Origin of the sequence: Neobacillus niacini, assembly GCF_031456445.1 — a bacterium.
GTDB lineage: Bacteria > Bacillota > Bacilli > Bacillales > Cytobacillaceae > Neobacillus > Neobacillus niacini_I.
On sequence record NZ_JAVDUQ010000004.1, the window covers coordinates 115,191 to 135,236 of the forward strand.

13 protein-coding genes are annotated in these 20,046 nt (G+C 42.0%); 10 read left to right on the plus strand and 3 right to left on the minus strand.

What is annotated here, in order from left to right:
- Nucleotides 1–55 precede the first annotated feature (55 nt).
- Entirely contained in the window at nt 56–1,414 is a 1,359-nt protein-coding gene (locus tag J2Y67_RS06425) for a S1C family serine protease (protein WP_310171936.1), read from the plus strand.
- Nucleotides 1,415–1,502: 88 nt separating this feature from the next.
- Here J2Y67_RS06425 and J2Y67_RS06430 read toward each other — a convergent pair whose 3' ends face one another.
- Nucleotides 1,503–2,408, minus strand: a complete 906-nt coding sequence (locus J2Y67_RS06430; protein WP_310171938.1) for an ATP-binding protein — start codon at nt 2,406–2,408, stop codon at nt 1,503–1,505.
- A gap of 493 nt (nt 2,409–2,901) precedes the next feature.
- Between J2Y67_RS06430 and J2Y67_RS06435 the strand changes: the two genes are divergently transcribed.
- On the plus strand, nt 2,902–3,171 hold the full coding sequence (locus J2Y67_RS06435; RefSeq protein WP_310171940.1) for a hypothetical protein: 270 nt from the start codon (nt 2,902–2,904) through the stop codon (nt 3,169–3,171).
- Between the two features lie 264 nt (nt 3,172–3,435).
- Here J2Y67_RS06435 and J2Y67_RS06440 read toward each other — a convergent pair whose 3' ends face one another.
- The gene (locus J2Y67_RS06440; RefSeq protein ID WP_310171941.1) at nt 3,436–9,405 is read right to left on the minus strand and encodes a lamin tail domain-containing protein; all 5,970 of its coding nucleotides are present in this window, start codon (nt 9,403–9,405) and stop codon (nt 3,436–3,438) included.
- Nucleotides 9,406–9,632: 227 nt separating this feature from the next.
- Between J2Y67_RS06440 and J2Y67_RS06445 the strand changes: the two genes are divergently transcribed.
- The 5 genes from J2Y67_RS06445 (at nt 9,633) to J2Y67_RS06465 (ending at nt 15,805) form a co-directional block, all read left to right on the plus strand.
- Complete coding sequence (locus tag J2Y67_RS06445) at nt 9,633–10,841, plus strand: HupE/UreJ family protein (protein ID WP_310171943.1); 1,209 nt, start codon at nt 9,633–9,635, stop codon at nt 10,839–10,841.
- Nucleotides 10,842–11,166: 325 nt separating this feature from the next.
- Nucleotides 11,167–11,649 carry a sigma-70 family RNA polymerase sigma factor gene (locus tag J2Y67_RS06450; protein WP_310171945.1) on the plus strand — a complete coding sequence of 161 codons (483 nt, stop codon included), beginning with the start codon at nt 11,167–11,169 and terminating at the stop codon, nt 11,647–11,649.
- 369 nt (nt 11,650–12,018) lie between these two features.
- The gene (locus tag J2Y67_RS06455) at nt 12,019–12,591 is read left to right on the plus strand and encodes a 3D domain-containing protein (RefSeq protein ID WP_310171947.1); all 573 of its coding nucleotides are present in this window, start codon (nt 12,019–12,021) and stop codon (nt 12,589–12,591) included.
- Between the two features lie 228 nt (nt 12,592–12,819).
- Nucleotides 12,820–14,847: a molybdopterin-containing oxidoreductase family protein gene (locus tag J2Y67_RS06460; protein ID WP_310171949.1), complete on the plus strand. Its 2,028-nt coding sequence runs from the start codon at nt 12,820–12,822 to the stop codon at nt 14,845–14,847.
- Between the two features lie 196 nt (nt 14,848–15,043).
- Nucleotides 15,044–15,805 carry an SH3 domain-containing protein gene (locus J2Y67_RS06465; RefSeq protein ID WP_310171953.1) on the plus strand — a complete coding sequence of 254 codons (762 nt, stop codon included), beginning with the start codon at nt 15,044–15,046 and terminating at the stop codon, nt 15,803–15,805.
- 456 nt (nt 15,806–16,261) lie between these two features.
- On the opposite strand, the gene J2Y67_RS06470 is transcribed toward J2Y67_RS06465, so the two are convergent.
- Nucleotides 16,262–16,795: a GbsR/MarR family transcriptional regulator gene (locus J2Y67_RS06470; RefSeq protein WP_310172129.1), complete on the minus strand. Its 534-nt coding sequence runs from the start codon at nt 16,793–16,795 to the stop codon at nt 16,262–16,264.
- A 247-nt stretch (nt 16,796–17,042) separates the two neighbouring features.
- Here J2Y67_RS06470 and J2Y67_RS06475 point away from each other — a divergent pair, with 247 nt between their 5' ends.
- From J2Y67_RS06475 to J2Y67_RS06485, 3 genes are read left to right on the plus strand one after another with little or no spacing between them, the layout of a single operon-like run.
- Nucleotides 17,043–18,287 carry a quaternary amine ABC transporter ATP-binding protein gene (locus J2Y67_RS06475; protein ID WP_310171956.1) on the plus strand — a complete coding sequence of 415 codons (1,245 nt, stop codon included), beginning with the start codon at nt 17,043–17,045 and terminating at the stop codon, nt 18,285–18,287.
- A 7-nt stretch (nt 18,288–18,294) separates the two neighbouring features.
- Nucleotides 18,295–19,146 carry an ABC transporter permease gene (locus J2Y67_RS06480; RefSeq protein WP_310171958.1) on the plus strand — a complete coding sequence of 284 codons (852 nt, stop codon included), beginning with the start codon at nt 18,295–18,297 and terminating at the stop codon, nt 19,144–19,146.
- Complete coding sequence (locus tag J2Y67_RS06485) at nt 19,147–20,028, plus strand: glycine betaine ABC transporter substrate-binding protein (RefSeq protein WP_310171960.1); 882 nt, start codon at nt 19,147–19,149, stop codon at nt 20,026–20,028.
- The last annotated feature ends 18 nt before the right edge of the window (nt 20,029–20,046 follow it).

The following is a 20,046-nucleotide window of genomic DNA, read 5'->3' on the forward strand; positions in this document are numbered from 1 at the left end:
TTCCAACCCCTGAATATATTGCTGAGGTAAAAATTCATTAAGGGGTGCTTTCTATTTGAAAAAACGGGCTATTTTTACGATTCCAATCAGTGTGCTGCTTATCGCTGTTATGGTTACTTCCTTCTTTCTAATGAGTATTAAGCCGGCCACTGGAAATTTAAAGACCGGGCAAAAGCTAGCAGAGTACATCCGTCCGGCTGTTGTACGGATTGTAAACTATGCCGTTATTAGCTGGCAATATAACGGCTATAACACAGATATCAATGATTATTTAAAAAAATTAAATTATCAATCCGTCATTGGCGGATCCGGGTCCGGTGCGATCATTAGTTCAAATGGCTATATTGTAACCAATGCTCATGTAGTAGAAATCTCCAAGATGGAAAAAGGTGATGTCGCAACTGAAGCAATGAAACAGCTCGCCGAACAAATCGCCACTGCTTATCATTACGATTATAACGCTGTCGTAAATTATCTCGCTAAAAATAACCTCTACACAGACGTTCAGATGGTGACAAAAGTAATTTTACCTGGCGGGGATATTCTCGATGGCGAAATTAAAGCTTACGGCGCCCCTATCAATCAAGGCAAAGACGTTGCTGTTCTTAAAATTGAAGGGAAAAACTTCCCTACCTTAACGCTTGGAAACTCTGATAATATCCAAAACCAAGACAATATCTGGGTCAGCGGGTATCCAGCGGCTGCCGACTCTGATCTATTATCGCCTGATTCCTCGTTAATTTCGACCACAAATGCCGGCCAAATCACCACCGCTTCAAAAAATACCAAGCAAGGCAGTCCGGTGATTCAACTAAATGCTGCCGCCACCCACGGAAATAGCGGCGGACCAGTCGTGAATGAAAAGGGAGAAATCGTTGGTTTATTAACCTTTAGAGGCGACACTGTCAATGGTCAGGAGGTCCAGGGCTTTAACTTTGCCGTTCCGGTTAATACCGTGAAGGAATTCGTTAATGATGCCGGCGCTAAAAATACGAAGAGCGAAACCGACACCCTCTATAAAGAAGGACTGCGATTGTATTGGGGCGGCTATTACAAAAATGCATTAGACAAATTTGAGGCTGTTCAGCGGATATACCCAAATCATTCAGAAATCAAGCAATATATTACCAATGCCGAGAAAAAGGTCGACGACAGTAAAATCCTTTGGTCCGATTACCGCACCTTATTCTATATTGTCGATGGCGTTTCAGGACTGTTGGTCATACTGTTGTTAGTCTTCACCTTTGCCTTTAGACCAAAACAGCAGACTCTTGTGGCAGCAGCAAATCCATCTCCGGCCCCAACACCGGATAGCATTCTGGCTGACTTAAATAAAGAAGGAAAAATTGATGTGCAGGACCTCCTAAAAGCCTTACAGGAGCAGCAAAAAAATCAGAAAAAAGAAGATGAGTAAATCCGAAAAGGGATGTAGAATGACGCTTCTGCATCCCTTTTCCTTTATAAAACAAGACTGCTTTTGCGTCTTCCACTTACACCTGAATTTAATTGTCTAAAAACAGGACTCCTCGATGGGCAAGCGATATTTCTCCCGGTTTCGGGAATGTTCCTCCGCCAATAATCGAAACAGACGAAGCAGAATGGTGAGGGTTTCGAAATGGAGGCATTTTCGGGGCAGCAATGTTATACCCTCTCAGTTGGTAGAGGCTAATCATTTCGAGTTGGGCATCCCTTGTCAAAACAGGTAAAATCGTCGGAAAACACTCCGCTAGCAAGCTTTTCCCACAGCCTGGAGGTCCGGAAATCAGCACATGGTGCTCACCTGCGGCTGCTGTTTCTAAGGCATTTTTTGCATAGCGCTGGCAGATGATCTGTGCAAAATTGAGATAGGTTGTCTCGGTTTCAGGTTGCTCAGGCTCCTGATGGACGGTTGGCTGCCATCCGCCTTCGAGATAGGAGATGGCTTCATTTAATGAAGAAACAAAGATGAGATCCATTTCGGGAAACTTCAGGTAAGGCAGTTTTGCATCGTAGGGAAGGTAAAGCTTCCGCAGGCCAAGCTTTTTGGCGGCTAACACGGCGGCTAACATTCCCTCGAAAGGCTGGACCAGCCCATCTAGGGACAGCGCGCCAATAAAACCGATTTCTTCCGGGATGGTGACAGTCAGTTCTTTTAGGCTTAAAAGCACACTTATGGCCATCGGAAAGTCAAATGTCGGACCACTTTTTTTCTGTTCGGCTGGAGATAAATTGATGATGATGTTCTGGCTGGAAAGAATATACCCGAGGGAACGAAGAGCAGCAAGAATGCGGAGCTTGGATTCTTTCACAGCCGCATCGGGAAGCCCGACAATTTTGATTGAATCATTGCCAACAAATGCCCCGACCTCCACATTCACAACATACCCCTCGAGTCCTTTTAAACCGATATTGGTTACTTTTGCGCACATTTAGTTAGTCTTCCTTTCAAAAGATTTCTTCGAAAAATTATTTTGCTGCTTCATCGATAAATGGCTTTTTGATAAATTCTCGATAATATTTGATTGGTGGATTTGGGAAGTAGGAAAAGATCTGATTCGTTTCGATATGGTTGGGTTCACCAAGAAGGTATGCGTGACCACTCCTTTTTTGAAGGTTCATTTTGATAAGAAGGTTGATGGAAATGGGGATGATTGGTGTAGTGATGGTAGCAAATTTCCTACCATAATAATAATTCGGTTTCTAGTTTTAAAGTCCTTCTTTATATCTAAAAAAATTGTCGATTCCTAGCCTAATTCTTAATCGGGTATTCTCCTTGACCAACCAAAGGAAGGCTGGGACTCTTCCACCCTTTTTTGCTTATTCCCCTTTAGTTTTAATTTGTAATGAAATGGAAATGTATAAATATCCCATAGGGGTAATATTCATTTTATATACGGGATTTTTAGCCTTTTTCTAGGGGGAATGGCACTGAAAACTTTGAGGGTAATTTTAAAAGTGATTAGCGGCCTCTTTTTCTTGGATGGCATTTATCTAATCGTAACTGGTGAGAAGTTCCCGGGGATTGTAGCAATTATCGTAGCCCTTTTATTTTTCCCCGGCGGTGGAAATGGAAACCAAAATGTTAAAAGTAATGATCATCATGACAAAACCAACTCCTATGAAAGGGAATACTCTTCTGAAAACCATTATTCAGATGGGGATCAAGGCTCCAATGGGGACGTTGGGGATTAGTATTCATGCAGAAAAGAGATGAAACTTATTTCAGGTATGATTAATGATAATGTACACACCCTCTTCCCCATTACTCTTCATTATATTTTCCGCTTTCAAATCAACAGTGTCATCGAAAATCTTCTCCGATCATTTTGATTTTGACAAAAGCAATTTATCCCCTATCTACTTAAATATCCATATAAAAGCAAACCGTTCATGAGAACAACGTAAAGAATAAAAAACAGCGGGTCGATTTTTTACCCCGCTGTTTTTTCCTAAAGGTTATTTCCCTTGGTTCCCCTTCGGCACAGTAACCGTTGCAGTTGTTCTAGTTGTATTCCCTGCTTTGTCCTTTGCCAGATAGGTAATCTTATAAACTCTACCATTTCCGGTACCGTTTCTTTCAGAACGCAATTTAAATTCTGTATCCCGAGTTCCATAGCTTGCATCCTGAATGTCGTCTGCCGAAGTATTTGTTTCGTTAACCGTAATCGATTCTAGTACAACAGAATTGATCCCCGATAATGTATCTGAATCATCAAGATTCACTTTAATAGTTTCCATTTTATGATTAGGGGTTGAAAGAATCGGTTTATCCACTGTCACCTTCAGAACAGGAGCGGTTTTATCAATCGTGAAGTGAACGGTTGTTCCATTTCCAGCGCCGTCCTTTACTTCCAGCGTGTAAGTTCCTTCTTTACTGACTTTTGTTCCACTTTCGAAATCTTCACCATTTAATGTCGCGGTTCCTTCATTAAAGGTTATCAGAACATCTTGATTGTAAAGACCATTGTCGGCTGCGCCTGTTACTTTTGGGGCTGTTTGATCAATGGTAAAAATAACGGTGGTTGCATTTCCATATTGATCCATTACCACTAGTGTATAGGTTCCATCTTCACTAACTTTTGTTCCAGTTTCAAACCCTTTACCATTTAATGTGGCCGTTCCTTTATCGAAGGAAATGGTCACATCATAGTTGTAGGTATGATTGTTTTCTACCCCCGTTACTTCGGGTGCTTTTGCCGGTGTGCCCACTAACTCTTTTGTATCACGGACACGAATCCGGTCGCCTTCCGCAAACTTACCAGAAAGCCCGATAGCTTCCAATGAGTCACCCGCTTTAAGAGTTGGAACCGGACCGCCTTGGTTCACAATGTATCCGTCCGTAAATACGAGCACATTACCAGAACCATCATTGATGACATAAGAATTGTCATCATATTTTTTAATGACAGTCCCCTTTACTTTCACAAGCAGCCCTTGGTTTGCGTCAGATGTTGCTTCACCCGTCTTAACTGCTTTTGGCTCAATGGGTGACCCGCTGCCAATTTTAATCACATCTGTTGCAAAACTATTAAACTCAAATTCTTTGTTATTTTCAAAGGTTTTAAGGTGGCCATAAACCCGGACCTTATCCCCAGCTTTTAAAGAACCATCTGGAGTTTCTTTAAATGCCATAATACCGCCAGTTTCATCCTGAAGGTAGAAAGCATCAAAGAATACACCGGCACCTGTTGTAACTGTTCCTTCAATAACAGCTTCCTGATCGTCAGCTAATTTACGAACATCCGTAATGTTAGAAACTTTCGTATCGCGGTGGGCTAGCCAGTTTACAGCATTCAACGAAAACTCGTCATTACCCTTTGGCTCATATGACTCATCCATCTGCTTATCATTAAAGATGTTCATACCAGAGACAATCACTCGTCCCTTGTCGCCAATCTCCTCAGATGCAATGAGTGGTATTGCCGATCCTCCTGTTTCATCCGACACGGCATCATAGGTATATCCACCTTTAATATTACCTTGGTAAGATGTTTCATTTCCTTTTGCTAAAATAACCACTTTGCCAGTTTGGGTTAGCGGTTGATTATTGGCTCCTGATAAACTTGCCCCGCTATAGTAGTCAATAAACGAAACACGGTCCGTAATATAGTTGGATACAAGATCCTGGTGAACCCGTACAGCCCACGGACTGACTTTCGGATCGGACCAGAAGTTACCCGTCTTACTGTCATCAAAAACTCCGTCATTACCCATGCGAATCGCTGTACCAATATCACTTAATAATCCGTTATTAATCGTAGGATCAGAGCTATTATTGCTCTTTCCTGCCATTAATAGGGAACCGCCATTTTTTACAAACTTCGCAACAGCTGCATTTTCGTCTGCCGTGAGAGCAGTTCTTGGAGCAGTCATCACGAGTACTTGAACCTTGCTCAACACATCATCTGTAAAGGCTGTTTTATTTTCCGATACCGTATATCCTTCTTTTTGCAGTTCTAAAGTAAAGGATTTCAAGTTATCTTTGTATGAACCACTGTCGCCCGAGGTATTTTCGTTACCATGATTCGCATCAATCAATACTTTAATGCCAAGCGGATCTTTAATTTTTACCGGTAAAGAGAATTCAACATCCCCAATATCCAGTCCATCCTTTGAGGTGACGACTGCGATTAGCTTATGGTCACCTGTTAAAGGATTATCCCATGTTGCCGATGCAGACGAGGAACCTTTGCTTAAAATCGATGGAACATCATTGGTTCCGATGAAATGCCCTTGGTCGACTGAATCATAGTAAAAATCAACCTTCAAGTTATTCACTGGCTGTGTACCATTATTCGCAACGGTTGCGGTTAATTTTGCTGGATTCCCGCCGATAATCACGCCGCCATCAATATCAATGCTGTTCACTTTTACATCAGCAGGCTGTTCTTTTGACCAGATTGGTGCAGAATAAATTCTTTCTCCGTCCATCTGCGTTACTTTTACAACAAACCACTGCTGACCGCTTGTTACGGTATACTCAGGCTTCCAGTTAAACTCTTTTTCCATAGGCGTAATAGAATCCACTACTTTTCCACCGCTTGTAATCAATTCGACCTTTGCAATGCGGTCATCTGATTTATAGCTTGTTGGCAGGTAGTTGTAGTCGCTATCATTATGAGTTTCAGCTACTAAGTCACTTCCTTTGATATCAAACTTTAATGTTTTGCTATCAACGGTTGAACCCATGTAATAGCCATTGGCTAAAACATCTAAGGTGAAGTTTGGATCTTCTTCCATATATACACGCATATTCCGCATCGAGTGCATTAATGATTCTTGAGAAAGGTTATCTGCGACGATAACGGTTCGCTGATTAGTTTGACCCCATGTTCCTTCATGGTTGTCCTCGCCATATGTAGGGGCAACGTGCCATCCTAAATCTAGTGCAGAGAAAAATTTCGCTTCGGCATTTGCATATCCATAGTGTCCGGATCCATTTCCTACTTCCAGCATCGTAAATAATTTATCTACATTCTTATTGTACGGCTTGAAATTATTAAAGGCATTTGCCGACATGCCCGGGTGGTTGAACTGACCAACGATATCATCATAGGTCATAACCCAAGCATAATATTGATTCAAATCCTGGTATTGCCCGCCATTAATTTTTCGGTCGATAAAGTTATCGGTTCCAAAAATATTGGAGTGGCCCCATGTTGTCGATGTCATTTCAAATGCAGGGAAGACGACATAATCGCTTGTTGTGTATTGTTTCGCAAGGTCTTTTTCTAATTGCCATTGTTCTCCGCCTTTGCGCTCCTGCATTCCTTTATGGTCTACAGTATCTTTGCCAAGCAAATTGGGATCAATATCATGTGAGTGGTCTGAGAATGCAAACCAATCATAATGATGAGCTTTTCCTGCTTTTAATGCATCTTCCGGGGTACCGGCAGCATCGTGAGAAATACTGGTATGGTTATGTGTTGTACCACGATAGTGATGTCCGCCAGTAAAGCGCGGTACAACTTCAAAGGTCCACTCTTTTGTATTGGTATTTCCCTTTTCGTCTTTTGCCGTTACTCTTACTGTATGTGTTCCGATTGCAAGGTCTTCAGAAGGTGTGTATTTCACTTGTGTTTTACTAATTGTGGCATCAGAATTGGTTAGATTCTTCCCATCTAATAAAAATTGTACGGAGCTTTCATCCACGCCACTTGGATCATTAATTAAAACACTAATCTCTGGATGAGGTGTTTCCACTTTGTCTCCATTTTGAGGGGTTTCACCGCTAAATTCTGGTCCAACTGTATCCTTAATCACTTTTACAGTATAAGGCTTATCACTTGTACCAGCAGTTTTCACCTGCCCGCCCGCTTTTGCTTCAATATAATAATCAAAGCTGTCCTGAGGAACATTGGCTTTATCCAATGTTGCCGTATAGCGGCCTTCACCGCCTTTGGTCATTGGCAATGCTGTGTATTTGTCAGCACCCGCAGCCCTGTAGTAAACCGTAACAGACTCGGCACCAACGGCATTTGCTTCAAAAAGAACATTTGTATCTTCATAGACTTCTGTTAATGCTGTATGGGTAATTCCTAGAATAGGTGCAATATCTTTTACGTCACGTGGATAAATTTGGTAGCCTGAAGTTAATTGCGTTTTATTCGTCGTATATTGCCCTAATACACCCGTAACGGTGTAGCTTTTTCCAATAACTAAATCGTTATCTGGAACGATTCCGGTTGCACCCATAACCCTTAAGGTAGTCGCTTTATTGTTTTCATCCACGAAGGTTACATTGTAATTAGCACCCGTAACGGCCACAGCAGATACTTTACCGGTAACGGTAACAAGGCTTCCTTCAAGTGGTTCTGCCGTAGCGAAGGTTGTTGAATCAACGATGGATAAAACCTTTGGTTCCGGAATTGGATTCCCTTCACTAATTTTAACAATAGAAGTGGGTTCAAATTCTAGTAATCCATTGTAAATAAGAACTTTACCGGTAATCTTTAATTGATCCCCTTTTGTAACTTTGAATGGAGTATCGTAAGAACCGCTAAAAATATTGATTCCACCTGTCGCATCTTGCAAATAGAAGTTTTGCTTCTGTGTTCCGAGAATTTGTGTGTCAACAGTTGCGACACCTTCAATCGTAAAGGAATTATTTAGATTTGAAGGCTGTCCGTTTGAATCATATGCTCTTACATCCTTAATCGGTGTAACAACAGTCGTATCTGCCTTTGTGACCGAAACTGGAACACTTTCTAGCATGATTCCTTTGCTCGAGCTTGTTGTCTGTGTTACATAAACCTTATCAGGAGCATTTTTAATCGTGGTAGAAAAATCACCTGATGAGCCTGCCTTAACTTCTTGGCTGTTTAATTTTGTAGTGGCAGTATCATCTGAATAAACATTTATGATCGAATTAGCCGCGGCAGAGCCTGTACCGCCAATTAATGTTCCGACTCCCTCGCTGATCGCATAGCTTAATTTAGATTGGACAACTAATGCACTTGCTATTGCTGCCTTGATTTCAATTGCTGCACTTTCCGCAAGGTCAGTCTGTGTAGATGCTACATAAACAGATGGGAATGTTTTATCTGTTGTAAAGTCAATTGTAAAAGAACCATCTGCTGAAGCAGTCGTTTTTGCAAGATCAGTTCCCTTGGTTGCGCTTTCGTAAATCTTCACAGTTGAATTTGGCTCAGCTGCATCAGCAGCTCCTGTTACCTTGACTGAAGTACCATCTTGTAAAAATTGAATATTAGTTCCTTTCGGTTGCAAGCTTATTGCCGGAACCATTGGGTCTTCTGTTGGACTTGCTGTGTTTCTTGGAGTTGCAACAGGTCCTACGTAAAAGTCTGCTGCGTTATCGTCGGTGTCCCAGGCATTACCTTTTCCCGGTGCCGGGTCAACATTTGCGTATGGGCGGCGTTGGGCGCTTGTAGTGTTGGATGTAGTTTTAGTCGCTGCAGAACCTTCAAAAGCATTTGCTGAACCTACACCAACAAAATCGATTGTCTCTGAAGGTTTTGCACCAGCTGCTGCAGTAGTTTTATCTTTAAATAAAGCTACTTTACCGCCGGTTCCACCCATTGATATAGCACCAGATACATCTGGAGTTGGAAGATCTACTCCATTTCCCGCACCAGCACCCTCAGCAACAAGATAATATCCATGTGCCTTAATAGTCCCGGCTAATGGGGTAACCTGCCAAGTAGTTCCTCCTGTGGAGCCATACTGGACAGACCATCCTTCGAGAACAACATCCTGGTCCGTAGGATTGTATAACTCAATAAAGTCATTTTTGTACGGGGCTCCACTATTACCTCCTCCTCCAAAAAATTGCGAAATCACCACATGTTCCGCCATATCAGCATGCGCCCTGCCAATTAAACCGCTTGGTAAAAACGTGCCGACAAGGAGCAAAGCTGCCAGAAATGAGCTTGTCCAGCGATTAAATTTTTTATTTCTAAAAACCACTTTCTAACCCCCTTTTAATATTTTTTTAATACTCTTTAATTCTACAAAAATTTGGTATTTTTAGATATATAGAAATAGAAATTATTATATGAATAATTTGTAAATTATTTATTAAGCTGTATACAAACGTAAATGAAATGTGATTATATTAAGGTGATTTGATTACTCTTAAAAAAATCGGTATATTCATTAAATTATTTTAATATAGTAATTTAGGAGGTTTTTAAGTGAACATATTTTCAGGAGAAAATCGACTAGATCAGACGTCTACCATATATAGATTTTTTCTCCCTATTTTTATATTCGGATTGTTTATATCTAGTGTTTACCAGCCCCTAACAGCAGAAGCACACGCCTATAGTGCTAGTTATACGCAAATAACAATGGATCAAAACAAAACAGAAGTGGTATTTTCCATTGATACTTTGTCGATTATCGAATTAATTGAGGGTATTGATAGAAATAAAGACTGGGTTCTCCAACAATCGGAAATTGATCAAGAAAAGCATCATATCGAAGAGCTTCTCACCGAAGGAATGGCCCTCGATAAAGACAACAAGGAGCAAACGCCGGAACTTGAAAAAATGAAGATTGTGAAAAAATCAAACAAAATATTTCTTTCTATTTTTTTAAAGTACCCAGTTTTTTCGCCGGGTGAAACGATTAGCTTTAATGATGGCTTTTATGCCAACGATCCTGCGACCAATTATGTAAATTTAATATCGGCGAATTATCAGGGGGAAACAAGTGAAGCGGCCTTGCAGGGGGATAATCGAACCTGGACAATGCTGTTAACCGAGGTTCAGCAGGAGCAACAATCCGATAACGGTCAAACCGTATCAGATCAATACCAGAAAAAAACACCGCCAGAGGCGCATGTTCAGTCTACAACCTCAACCTGGTTTTCTTTTTTCAAACTAGGGATGATGCATATCTTAACCGGTTACGATCATTTATTATTTCTGCTTGCACTGTTGTTAAGGAAGCAAACCTTTAAACAATATGCAGCCATTGTCACCTCGTTTACGATAGCTCATAGTATTACGCTAACGCTGTCGGTATTAGGTTTGGTGACACTTCCTTCCAGATTTGTCGAGGCAACGATAGCCTTTAGCATCTGCTATGTAACAGTTGAAAATATTTTTCGAAAAGAAATCCGGCACCGTTGGTCAATTACATTCCTATTCGGCTTAATTCATGGGCTTGGTTTCGCAACTCTTATACGGGAAATGGCGATTCCAAAGAAGGACCTTGCAGTTGCATTAGTGAATTTTAACCTTGGAATTGAAGCCGTTCAATTGACCATTGTTCTCTTACTGCTACCGCTCTTAACTTATATGTTCAAGCAAAAGATTTCCGGAAAAATGGTTCAATATGGATCGATTGTGATTGCCGTTTTAGGTGCAATTTGGCTTATACAACGATTGTTTCTTTAATGATGGATATTTTCGAAAAGCAACAAAGTATACGAAAAAGAGCCTTAATAGTACATGAATGGGACTGTCGAAATCATGACAGTCCTTTTTTCGCCATTCGAAAAAAATTCGGGTAGTGTCAGGGACCTGTCGAAAATCATAGAAAAACCAGCTTAAAAAAGCAAAACCTCCTCCAAAAGTGAATTTTCCAACCCCAATAATGAGTTTCTATCCTTATTTTCCCTTCAAATTTGAAAAAGGACGGTTCGATGGAAAAAGCTTTTCCCGTTATGGTAGAGGTACCCGGGAATAAAAGGTGAAGCGCGCTTTCTGAAAGGATTTCCCCTTGGAAAGCTTTGAACAGTTGGTTGTCCAGTATAAGCCAATGATCCATAAAATCATTCACACACTACACATCTATAAAAATCGGGAAGAATTTTACCAACATGGTCTGATTGCCCTTTGGCAGGCAAGTAATCGCTTTGACCCTCAGAAAGGGAACTTTACCAACTATGCCTATAACTATATCAAAGGGTTTCTTCTATTAGAATTGAGTAAAGCAAGTAAGTATGAAGAAAAATGTGTCCTACCAAAAGAAGAATTCTGGGAAACCGTTGAAGATATCATCATCGATCATCCCTTAGAGGAAGAATCCATCTTGTCCTATTGCACTGCTTTAACACCCAACCAAAAAAAATGGGTGCTTTACACTACACTAAACGATCTTTCGATTAAAGAGATAGCCAAAAAAGAACAGGTCTCCATGTCTGCCGTTAAAAGCTGGCGTGCGGGGGCAAAGGAGAAGTTGAAGGAGAGGATCATCGAATAACTTTAAAGAAAAACTCGCCGATTGACGAGCCCCTAAGGGCGGTTCATGAGGCGTAGTTGCACTACGAAAGGGAGCGACCCATACTAGGTCGTTCCCTTTCCTATGATATTTAAACAAAAAGGACTGCTTTTCAATAAATTTCTAGTTATTTTCGAGGCGCCCTGGCAACTATGTGATTTTTTTACATCCCCTTTTCTTCGTATTTTTGGCAATATCCCCCACTATATTCCAAATTAAGGGGAACATTTCACGATTTCGTCATAAAAAGCCGTTTTTTAAGAAAAATGTCATTAAACTAGTAAACGATTGAAATATAACTGTAATACTACTATGGTATCTTTTTAGTATCAAAGAAAAGGAGTTTGAATTATGAAAAAATTCCTCACAACAATCAGTCTTGCAGCATTTCTCTTGCTAGCACATAATAGTGGCGCATCTGCAGCATCTAATACATATACGGTTAAAAAAGGTGATTCTCTTTATAAGATTGCTAGAACGACTCATGTTTCAATTGTTAATCTGAAAAAATGGAACAACCTTAAATCTGATTTAATTCATCCAAATCAGAAATTAAAGGTTACCAAACCTGCAGCTAGTAAAGTGACAGCAACAAAAACTAGCAAAGTAACTACAAAGAAGTCTCAAAAAGCAGTGAAAGTCATTACGGTGAGTGCCTCTGCATATACGGTTAATTGCGCGGGCTGCTCAGGAAAAACATATACTGGTCTTAACTTAAAGAAGAATCCAAATCTAAAAGTAATTTCGGTTGATCCTAAAGTCATCCCATTAGGCTCAAAGGTCTATGTTGAGGGGTACGGCTATGCGGTTGCTGCTGACAAAGGCAGTGCCATCAAAGGAAAAGAAATCGATGTATTCATGCCTTCCTATAAAAAAGCCATTCAATGGGGAAGAAAAACGGTGAAGGTGAAAATATTAAAATAAGAAGAGATAAATGAAATCCCAAGTACATAATCGGTACTTGGGATTTTTTTGCTCTTGGAGGGGCTCAAAAAAATGATTCCCCCTTTCCCCTCAATTCTTTTCCAATTGAAATTTTCCTAGATAAGTAGGATTTATTGAATGCGAATCAACAACAGATGGTAAAATTAAGAAGATGATTTTAGAATACAAGGAGAATTTGTCAAACTACACCTGAAAGGAGTTTTATTCATGAACCAAAACGGTATTATTAAGGCGGTTTGCCCGCTTGATTGTCCGGATCAATGCGGCTTGCTTGTTCATAAGAAGAACGGGAAAATCATAAAGGTTGCGGGAGATCCTGATCATCCGGTAACGCAAGGTCATATTTGTAATAAAGTCCGTCATATGGCCGACCGTATTAACGATGAGAATCGCTTGAAATATCCCTTGAAACGCGTCGGACCAAAAGGCAGTGGCCAGTTTGAGCGGATTACTTGGGGGGAAGCCCTTGAAACGATAACTGCCCATTGGAAAAACCTTATCCAAACCGACGGACCGGAGAGCATCCTTCCTTACAGTTTTTATGGCAATATGGGCAATCTCAGTGCAGAAGGCATGGACCGCCGCTTCTTCCACCGTTTGGGCGCTTCCCAACTGGACCGTTCGATCTGCTCCTCAGCCGGTTCCGCTGGCTATAAATATACAATGGGCGGCAGCTTCGGTGTTGACCCGGAAGACACGATCCATTCAAAACTCTTCATTTTTTGGGGCATCAATGCCGTCAGCACCAACATGCACCAGGTCGCTCTTGCCCAAAAGGCGCGCAAACAAAACGGTGCTAAAATTATCGTCATTGACGTTCATAGAAACCAGACTGGCAGATTAGCAGATTGGTTTATTCCGATACTACCAGGAACCGACAGCGCCCTCGCTCTTGGCATCATGCATATTTTATTTGCGGAAGACCTGGTCGCTGAAGACTTTTTACAAAAATATACCGTCGGACAGGAAGAACTGCGAGAGCATGTCCTCCAATATGACCCGAGCACCGTTTCAGGAATCACCGGCGTACCCGTCGAAGATATTTATAAATTGGCGCGGATGTACGGAAAATCATCCCCTTCTTATATTCGAATCGGCAACGGTCCGCAGCACCATGACAATGGCGGTATGTTCGTCCGCACAGTTGCATGTCTTCCGGCACTCACCGGTCAATGGCTTGTAAAAGGCGGCGGAGCCATCAAGGGAAATGGCGGCTACCTAGCCCATAATGAAATCCGTCTGCAGCGTCCGGATTTATTAAAAAACAAGAATACCCGTATCATCAACATGAACCTGCTTGGCGATGCCCTATTAACACTGGACCCACCTGTAAAATCCCTATTTGTGTACGGTTCAAATCCGGCAGTAGTGGCGCCGAATGGCAACAAAGTCCGGGAAGGTCTAGCACGGGAAGATTTATTTACGGTCGTCCATGATTTATTTTTAACCGACACGGCCAAATACGCCGATATCATTTTGCCGGCAACTTCATCTTTTGAAAATACAGATTTTTACACATCCTACTGGCATCACTATATCCAGCTTCAGCAGCCTGTCATCGAACCCTTTGGGGAAGCAAAATCGAATGTAGAGGTCTTTCGACTGCTGGCGAAAGGTATGGGTTTTGACGAGCAGGCTTTTGCTGAGACAGAAGCGGAAATGATTGGTGCAGCACTTGATCATCCAAGAAATCCTTATTTAGAAGGAATTGATTTTGAGGGGCTGGCGGAGCATCATTATCTTAAAGCCAATGTAAAACCGTTGTTCCCAGGAAAACTTCCAACACCTAGCGGGAAAATTGAGCTTTATTCAGAAAAAATGAAAGCCAATGGACATCCTCCATTACCAACCTATATACCATTAAAAGAGGACGGTGATTTCGACTATTCATTTGTTCCAGCGCCGAACCATAATTTCTTAAACTCTACTTTTTCAAACAATCAAAAACATACAACACTTGAAAAAGAACCACGGCTGCATATGAATGTTCGCGATGCCGTTGCTGAGGGAATTGAGGATGGTACGAAGGTCCGCGTCTGGAACCACCGCGGTGAATGCGTTTTAAAGGTAAGTGTAGGCGAAAACGTCCTACCTGGAGTTCTTGCCACCCAAGGTCTTTGGGCCAACCAAAAAGGTACCCAGCAACTAGTAAACTCCCTAACCCCTGACCGAATCGCCGACATGGGCGGCGGCGCCACCTTCTTTTCAGGCAGAGTAAAGGTAGAAAAAATCTAATCGACAAAAAACGGGTGATGCCTGTCACCACCCGTTTTTTGTCGAACCACACCTCCCCCATTCAAAACTCTTCAATCTTCTACATTTTCCGGGAAATATTTCGAATAAATTGTCTGAATATTTGTTATTTTATTGGGTTACCCCTCTTTTCCAGGTTCGTTACAATGATAGTAATAAAGGAAATGGAGGGGTGGCTTTGAAAACTCTATTGAAATTAACGATCCTACTTACTCTACTATTAGGAACCTTTCTTCCATTTAATATCCCTGCACAAGCGGTTACCAAGTCGACCGCGACCGTAACGGCAAGTATATTAAATGTAAGAGAAAAGCCGAGTCTTAGCGCAAAAAAAATAGGCACTTTAACAAAAGGCACCAAGGTCACCGTCTATTCCAAACCAAATCACGGAAAATGGTCCGAAATTCGCTATAAATCGAAAAAGGCCTATATTTATACGAAGTATCTGAATTTCAAAGCTGCAAAACGCACAAGCTTTCTACTCGATAAAACCAAGATTTATACCTATATAGGTCAAAATGGAACCTTTCAATTAATCCCCACCGGGAAAAAGTACAACCAAATCTGGGACAAATGGTACTACTCTTCTAAGGCAGATGGGAAGCAATTATTTATTGTAAGCGAAAACAGCAAAGGTCTCTACACTGGATATATTGACTCTGAATACTATATCGATATCAAATATCCAGCAATGGTCGGTCAAAATTGGGACATCGGTTACGAAAGCGAAGGCAAAGCACGGATCACCTCGATCACGAAAACCGTCAAAACCACGGCTGGCACATTTAAAAATTGTGTCGTTGTAAAAGAGGATTCCGGATATGTCTCCTATTTTGCCAAAAACATCGGACTCGTAAAGGCGACCAATAATGGGAAAACGGTTACCATTTTAAAAAGTTTGAAGAAGAGTAAACGCAGATCACCTGCCATTGGCGGGTGATTATTTTATGTTGGATTTCTTTTATACTGTTCTTTGAAATGGGTTTGTGGGGACATTTTTCTTAGTTGCGCTCCTTATTTTGTCTCCTATCGAGCTTATTGGAGACACTTTTTCTTGTTGCTCTGCTAGTTTTGTCTCCTATCGAGCTTATACGCGACACTTTGAACCGGGGCGTTGTCGTTTTTGTCTCCTATCGGGCTTATACGCGACACTTTGGACCGGGGCGTTGTCGTTTTTGTCGCCTATCGGGCTTATACGCGACACTTTGGACCGGGGCGTTGTCGTTTTTGTCGCCTATCGGGCTTATACGCGACACTTTGGACCGGGGCGTTGTCGTTTTTGTCGCTTATCGGGCTTATACGCGACACTTTGGACCGCTCATTTTGTCTCTATCAAGCAACCTTCCATATAGAAAAAAGAAACCTCATCAAAAAGGTTTCCTCCTTACAACAAAATCTATCTCTTTTTCGGTATCAACTCAAATATCTCCTCAGACTCAAAACTATCCACTAACCGGTTCAGCCAGTCATAGTATTCAAGTGCAGCGGTAAGTTTTTCAATATCCAGCCGTGCCTTCTCTTTCGTTTGCTCCTCGACACTCTCATCCTCCACCAGCAGCCTTAATTCCCGGATTGATTTTTCCATCGCCGAGACATTAATCGAAATGCCGGCTCTCCACTTAATCGTAAAAAAATCAATAAACGTTTGGTACCAGTCCGGCTCAGCCTGATAGAGGTCCTTCCTGACTCCTTTTCGCCAAACCTTCCCGACCATTTTCAACTCCAAAAGATTTCGGACGGATGTGCTCATACTCGTTTTGCTCATCCCAAGCTCTTCTTTCATATCATCTAATGTCAAGGGGCCTTCTTGAAAATACAATGCCCCATATAAACGTCCAACGGATTCTGTAACCCCGTATAAATTCATATTTTGAGAAATCGCCTCAATCACCCGCTCGCGGGCCTGCTCAAGCTTCAGTTCTCCATCCATCATCTTATTCACACTCACTTTATAATCGTGTCCTTTATAAGATTATCATGAAAAATTGAAAAGTAAAGGAGCCAGTTGGGGAGGATCTGGGAGCATTCCAGAGGAATTGTAAGAATAATACGAATACACTTTGTAAAGTTTTTTCTGTACGTACTTTATGAACAGATTTGACGTAATTCCAACATTGCCCAATAAAACCAAAATAACCTACAATAGGAAAGACAGTTGGAAAAATCGAGGTGAGTCAATGAATAACCATTTTAAAATTCAGGTCCGTAATGTAACAAAGGTTTTTGGAAAATCAAAAACGGCCCTTCAGCTTTTAAAGGAAGGGGAATCAAAACAAAGCATTTTAAAGAAAACGGGATCAACAGTTGGGGTCAACCAAGCCAATTTCGAAGTCGAAGCAGGTGAAATTTTTGTCATCATGGGCTTATCCGGAAGCGGTAAATCCACATTGGTGCGATTGATCAACCGTTTGATTGAGCCCACATCCGGCGAAGTCCTGATTGATGGGAAAGATATTGTAAAAATGAACAAAGAACAGCTTCGGGGCGTACGCCGTAAAAAAATCAGTATGGTCTTCCAGAAATTTGCGCTTCTTCCCCACCGGACGGTTTTAGAAAATACCGAATACGGTTTGGAGGTTCAAGGCGTCGCAAAAGAAACCCGCAAACAAAAAGCACTGGATGCCTTAAAGCTAGTCGGGCTCGAGGGCTATGAAAATCAGTACCCGAAACAACTGAGCGGCGGAATGCAGCAACGGGTTGGATTAGCGCGGGCGCTTGCCAATGATGCTGATATCCTCCTGATGGATGAAGCCTTTAGTGCTCTCGACCCCTTAATTCGCAAAGATATGCAGGATGAGCTGCTCGAACTTCAAGCCACCATGAAAAAAACGATTGTTTTTATCACCCATGATTTAGATGAAGCACTGAGAATCGGCGACCGCATTGCCTTGATGAAGGATGGATCGATTGTCCAGATTGGAACGCCGGAAGAAATCCTCATCAACCCGTCAAACGACTATGTTGAGAGATTCGTAGAAGATGTGGACCTATCAAAGGTATTAACAGCCGGACATGTGATGAAACGGGCTGAGTCTGTTTCGATTGAAAAAGGTCCGAGGGTTGCCCTAAAAATGATGAAGGAACTAGGAATCTCGAGTATTTATGTCGTGGATAAAAAGAAAACCCTGCTCGGGGCGATTACTGCCTCCGATGCAAAAGAGGCGCTTGAACGTGGCGCGTTACTCCAAAACATTTTACAAAGTGATGTTTCAACTGTCGCGCCCGATACTTTATTAACCGATTTATTTGAAAAAGTCTCGACTGCCTCCATCCCGGTAGCCGTTGTCGAGGAAAATAAGCGATTAACCGGGATACTTGTCAGAGGGGCCGTCATCGCTGCGCTGGCAGGAAACAACGGAACGATTCATCCATTAGAAACCGCCAAATCCGAAGTCGCAGCCGTTCAAGAAAGTAGGGGGTGAAAAAACAATGGAAAAATGGTTTCCAAAAATTCCGATTGCCGATTGGGTGGATGCTTTTGTCAATTGGCTAACGACCGCCTTTGCGGTGGCTTTTGATGGAGTTTCCAAAGTGCTACAATCCTTTGTCGATGGATTGGTCGCAGGATTTGGCTATATTCCTTCCTATATCTTTATGATTCTATTAACACTGCTTGCCTGGAAAATAGCGAATAAAGGAATGGCTCTTTTTACGTTGATTGGTTTGTTTTTAATCGCCAATCTCGGCTATTGGGATCCAATGCTCGAAACATTGGCACTCGTGTTAACGGCCGTCATCATTTCGATTGTTGTAGGAATACCGCTTGGCATTTGGGCTTCACAAAAACAAGCAGTGAAACAAACCGTTACACCAGTTTTAGATTTTATGCAAACGATGCCTGCCTTCGTCTATCTGATTCCAGCCATTTTCTTCTTTAATATTGGTGTCGTTCCAGGCGTTGTCGCATCGGTCATTTTTGCGATGCCGCCGACGATCCGCTTAACGATTCTCGGCATCCAGCAGGTTCCCGCCGATATTATTGAAGCCACAGAGGCGTTCGGCTCGACAACCGGGCAACGCTTGCTAAAAGTCCAATTGCCTCTGGCGATGCCTACCATCATGGCGGGGATTAACCAAAGTATTATGCTTGCGCTATCCATGGTCGTCATTGCCTCCATGGTCGGAGCTCCTGGTCTTGGTGCCGATGTATACCGGGCCGTGACGCAGATTCAAATTGGTAAAGGATTTGAAGCCGGTCTTTCGATCGTTGTCATCGCTATCATACTTGACCGGATTACGCAAAATATTGGAAAAAATAAGAAACGAAGGAGAACTGCCTAAATGAAAAAGTGGATATTGATATTACTCGCAGCTCTATTGACCGCGGGACTTGCCGCGTGTGGATCAGATAAAACAAATGGTAAGGCAAAAACTGTGGGAGATAGTGTGGATTATAAGATTATCGGGATTGACCCGGGTGCCGGACTGATGAAAGCATCAGCCAAAGCCCTCAAAGATTACGGGTTGGATGATTGGACACTTGTGGAAGGTTCCAGTGCTGCCATGACTGCTGCATTGAAAAAGGCCTACGACAGGAAAGAACCTATTATTGTTACTGGCTGGACGCCGCATTGGATGTTCTCCAAATTTGATTTAAAATATTTAGACGATCCAAAAGGGTCATTCGGGAAGGATGAAACCATTCATACTCTTGCACGAAACGGTCTAAAAGATGATCTTCCAGACGCTTATAAGATTCTTGATCAATTCCACTGGACTCCGGATGATATGGGTGTCGTGATGAACAGAATTGAGGATGGTGACAATCCGGAAGATGCTGCCGCTAAATGGGTAAAGAAAAATGGGGATAAGGTAGCTCAATGGACAAAAGGTGCCAATAAAGTATCCGGCGACAAAATCACCATCGGCTATGTCGCATGGGATAGTGAAATTGCCAGCACCAATGTCATTGGCAAAGTCTTAACCGACATGGGCTACAAAGTCACCTTAAGACAAGTGGAAGCAGGCCCAATGTGGACTGGCGTTGCTGACGGCAGCCTCGACGCCTCCGTAGCAGCCTGGCTCCCATCCACCCACGCCGACTACTACAAAAAATACAAAGGCAAATTCCAAGACCTTGGAGAAAACTTAGCCGGAACAAAACTCGGCCTCGTTGTTCCAAAATACATGGATATCCATTCAATTGAAGATTTGAAAAAATAAATTCAACAAAAATCGGAT

Bases quoted from the DNA above. Each gene is read 5' to 3' on its own strand.
- J2Y67_RS06430 (WP_310171938.1), bottom strand. From the start codon at position 2,408: ATGTGCGCAAAAGTAACCAATATCGGTTTAAAAGGACTCGAGGGGTAT.
- J2Y67_RS06435 (WP_310171940.1), top strand. From the start codon at position 2,902: ATGGCACTGAAAACTTTGAGGGTAATTTTAAAAGTGATTAGCGGCCTC.
- J2Y67_RS06455 (WP_310171947.1), top strand. From the start codon at position 12,019: ATGAAAAAATTCCTCACAACAATCAGTCTTGCAGCATTTCTCTTGCTA.
- J2Y67_RS06480 (WP_310171958.1), top strand. From the start codon at position 18,295: ATGGAAAAATGGTTTCCAAAAATTCCGATTGCCGATTGGGTGGATGCT.
- J2Y67_RS06475 (WP_310171956.1), top strand. From the start codon at position 17,043: ATGAATAACCATTTTAAAATTCAGGTCCGTAATGTAACAAAGGTTTTT.
- J2Y67_RS06485 (WP_310171960.1), top strand. From the start codon at position 19,147: ATGAAAAAGTGGATATTGATATTACTCGCAGCTCTATTGACCGCGGGA.
- J2Y67_RS06460 (WP_310171949.1), top strand. From the start codon at position 12,820: ATGAACCAAAACGGTATTATTAAGGCGGTTTGCCCGCTTGATTGTCCG.
- J2Y67_RS06470 (WP_310172129.1), bottom strand. From the start codon at position 16,795: ATGGATGGAGAACTGAAGCTTGAGCAGGCCCGCGAGCGGGTGATTGAG.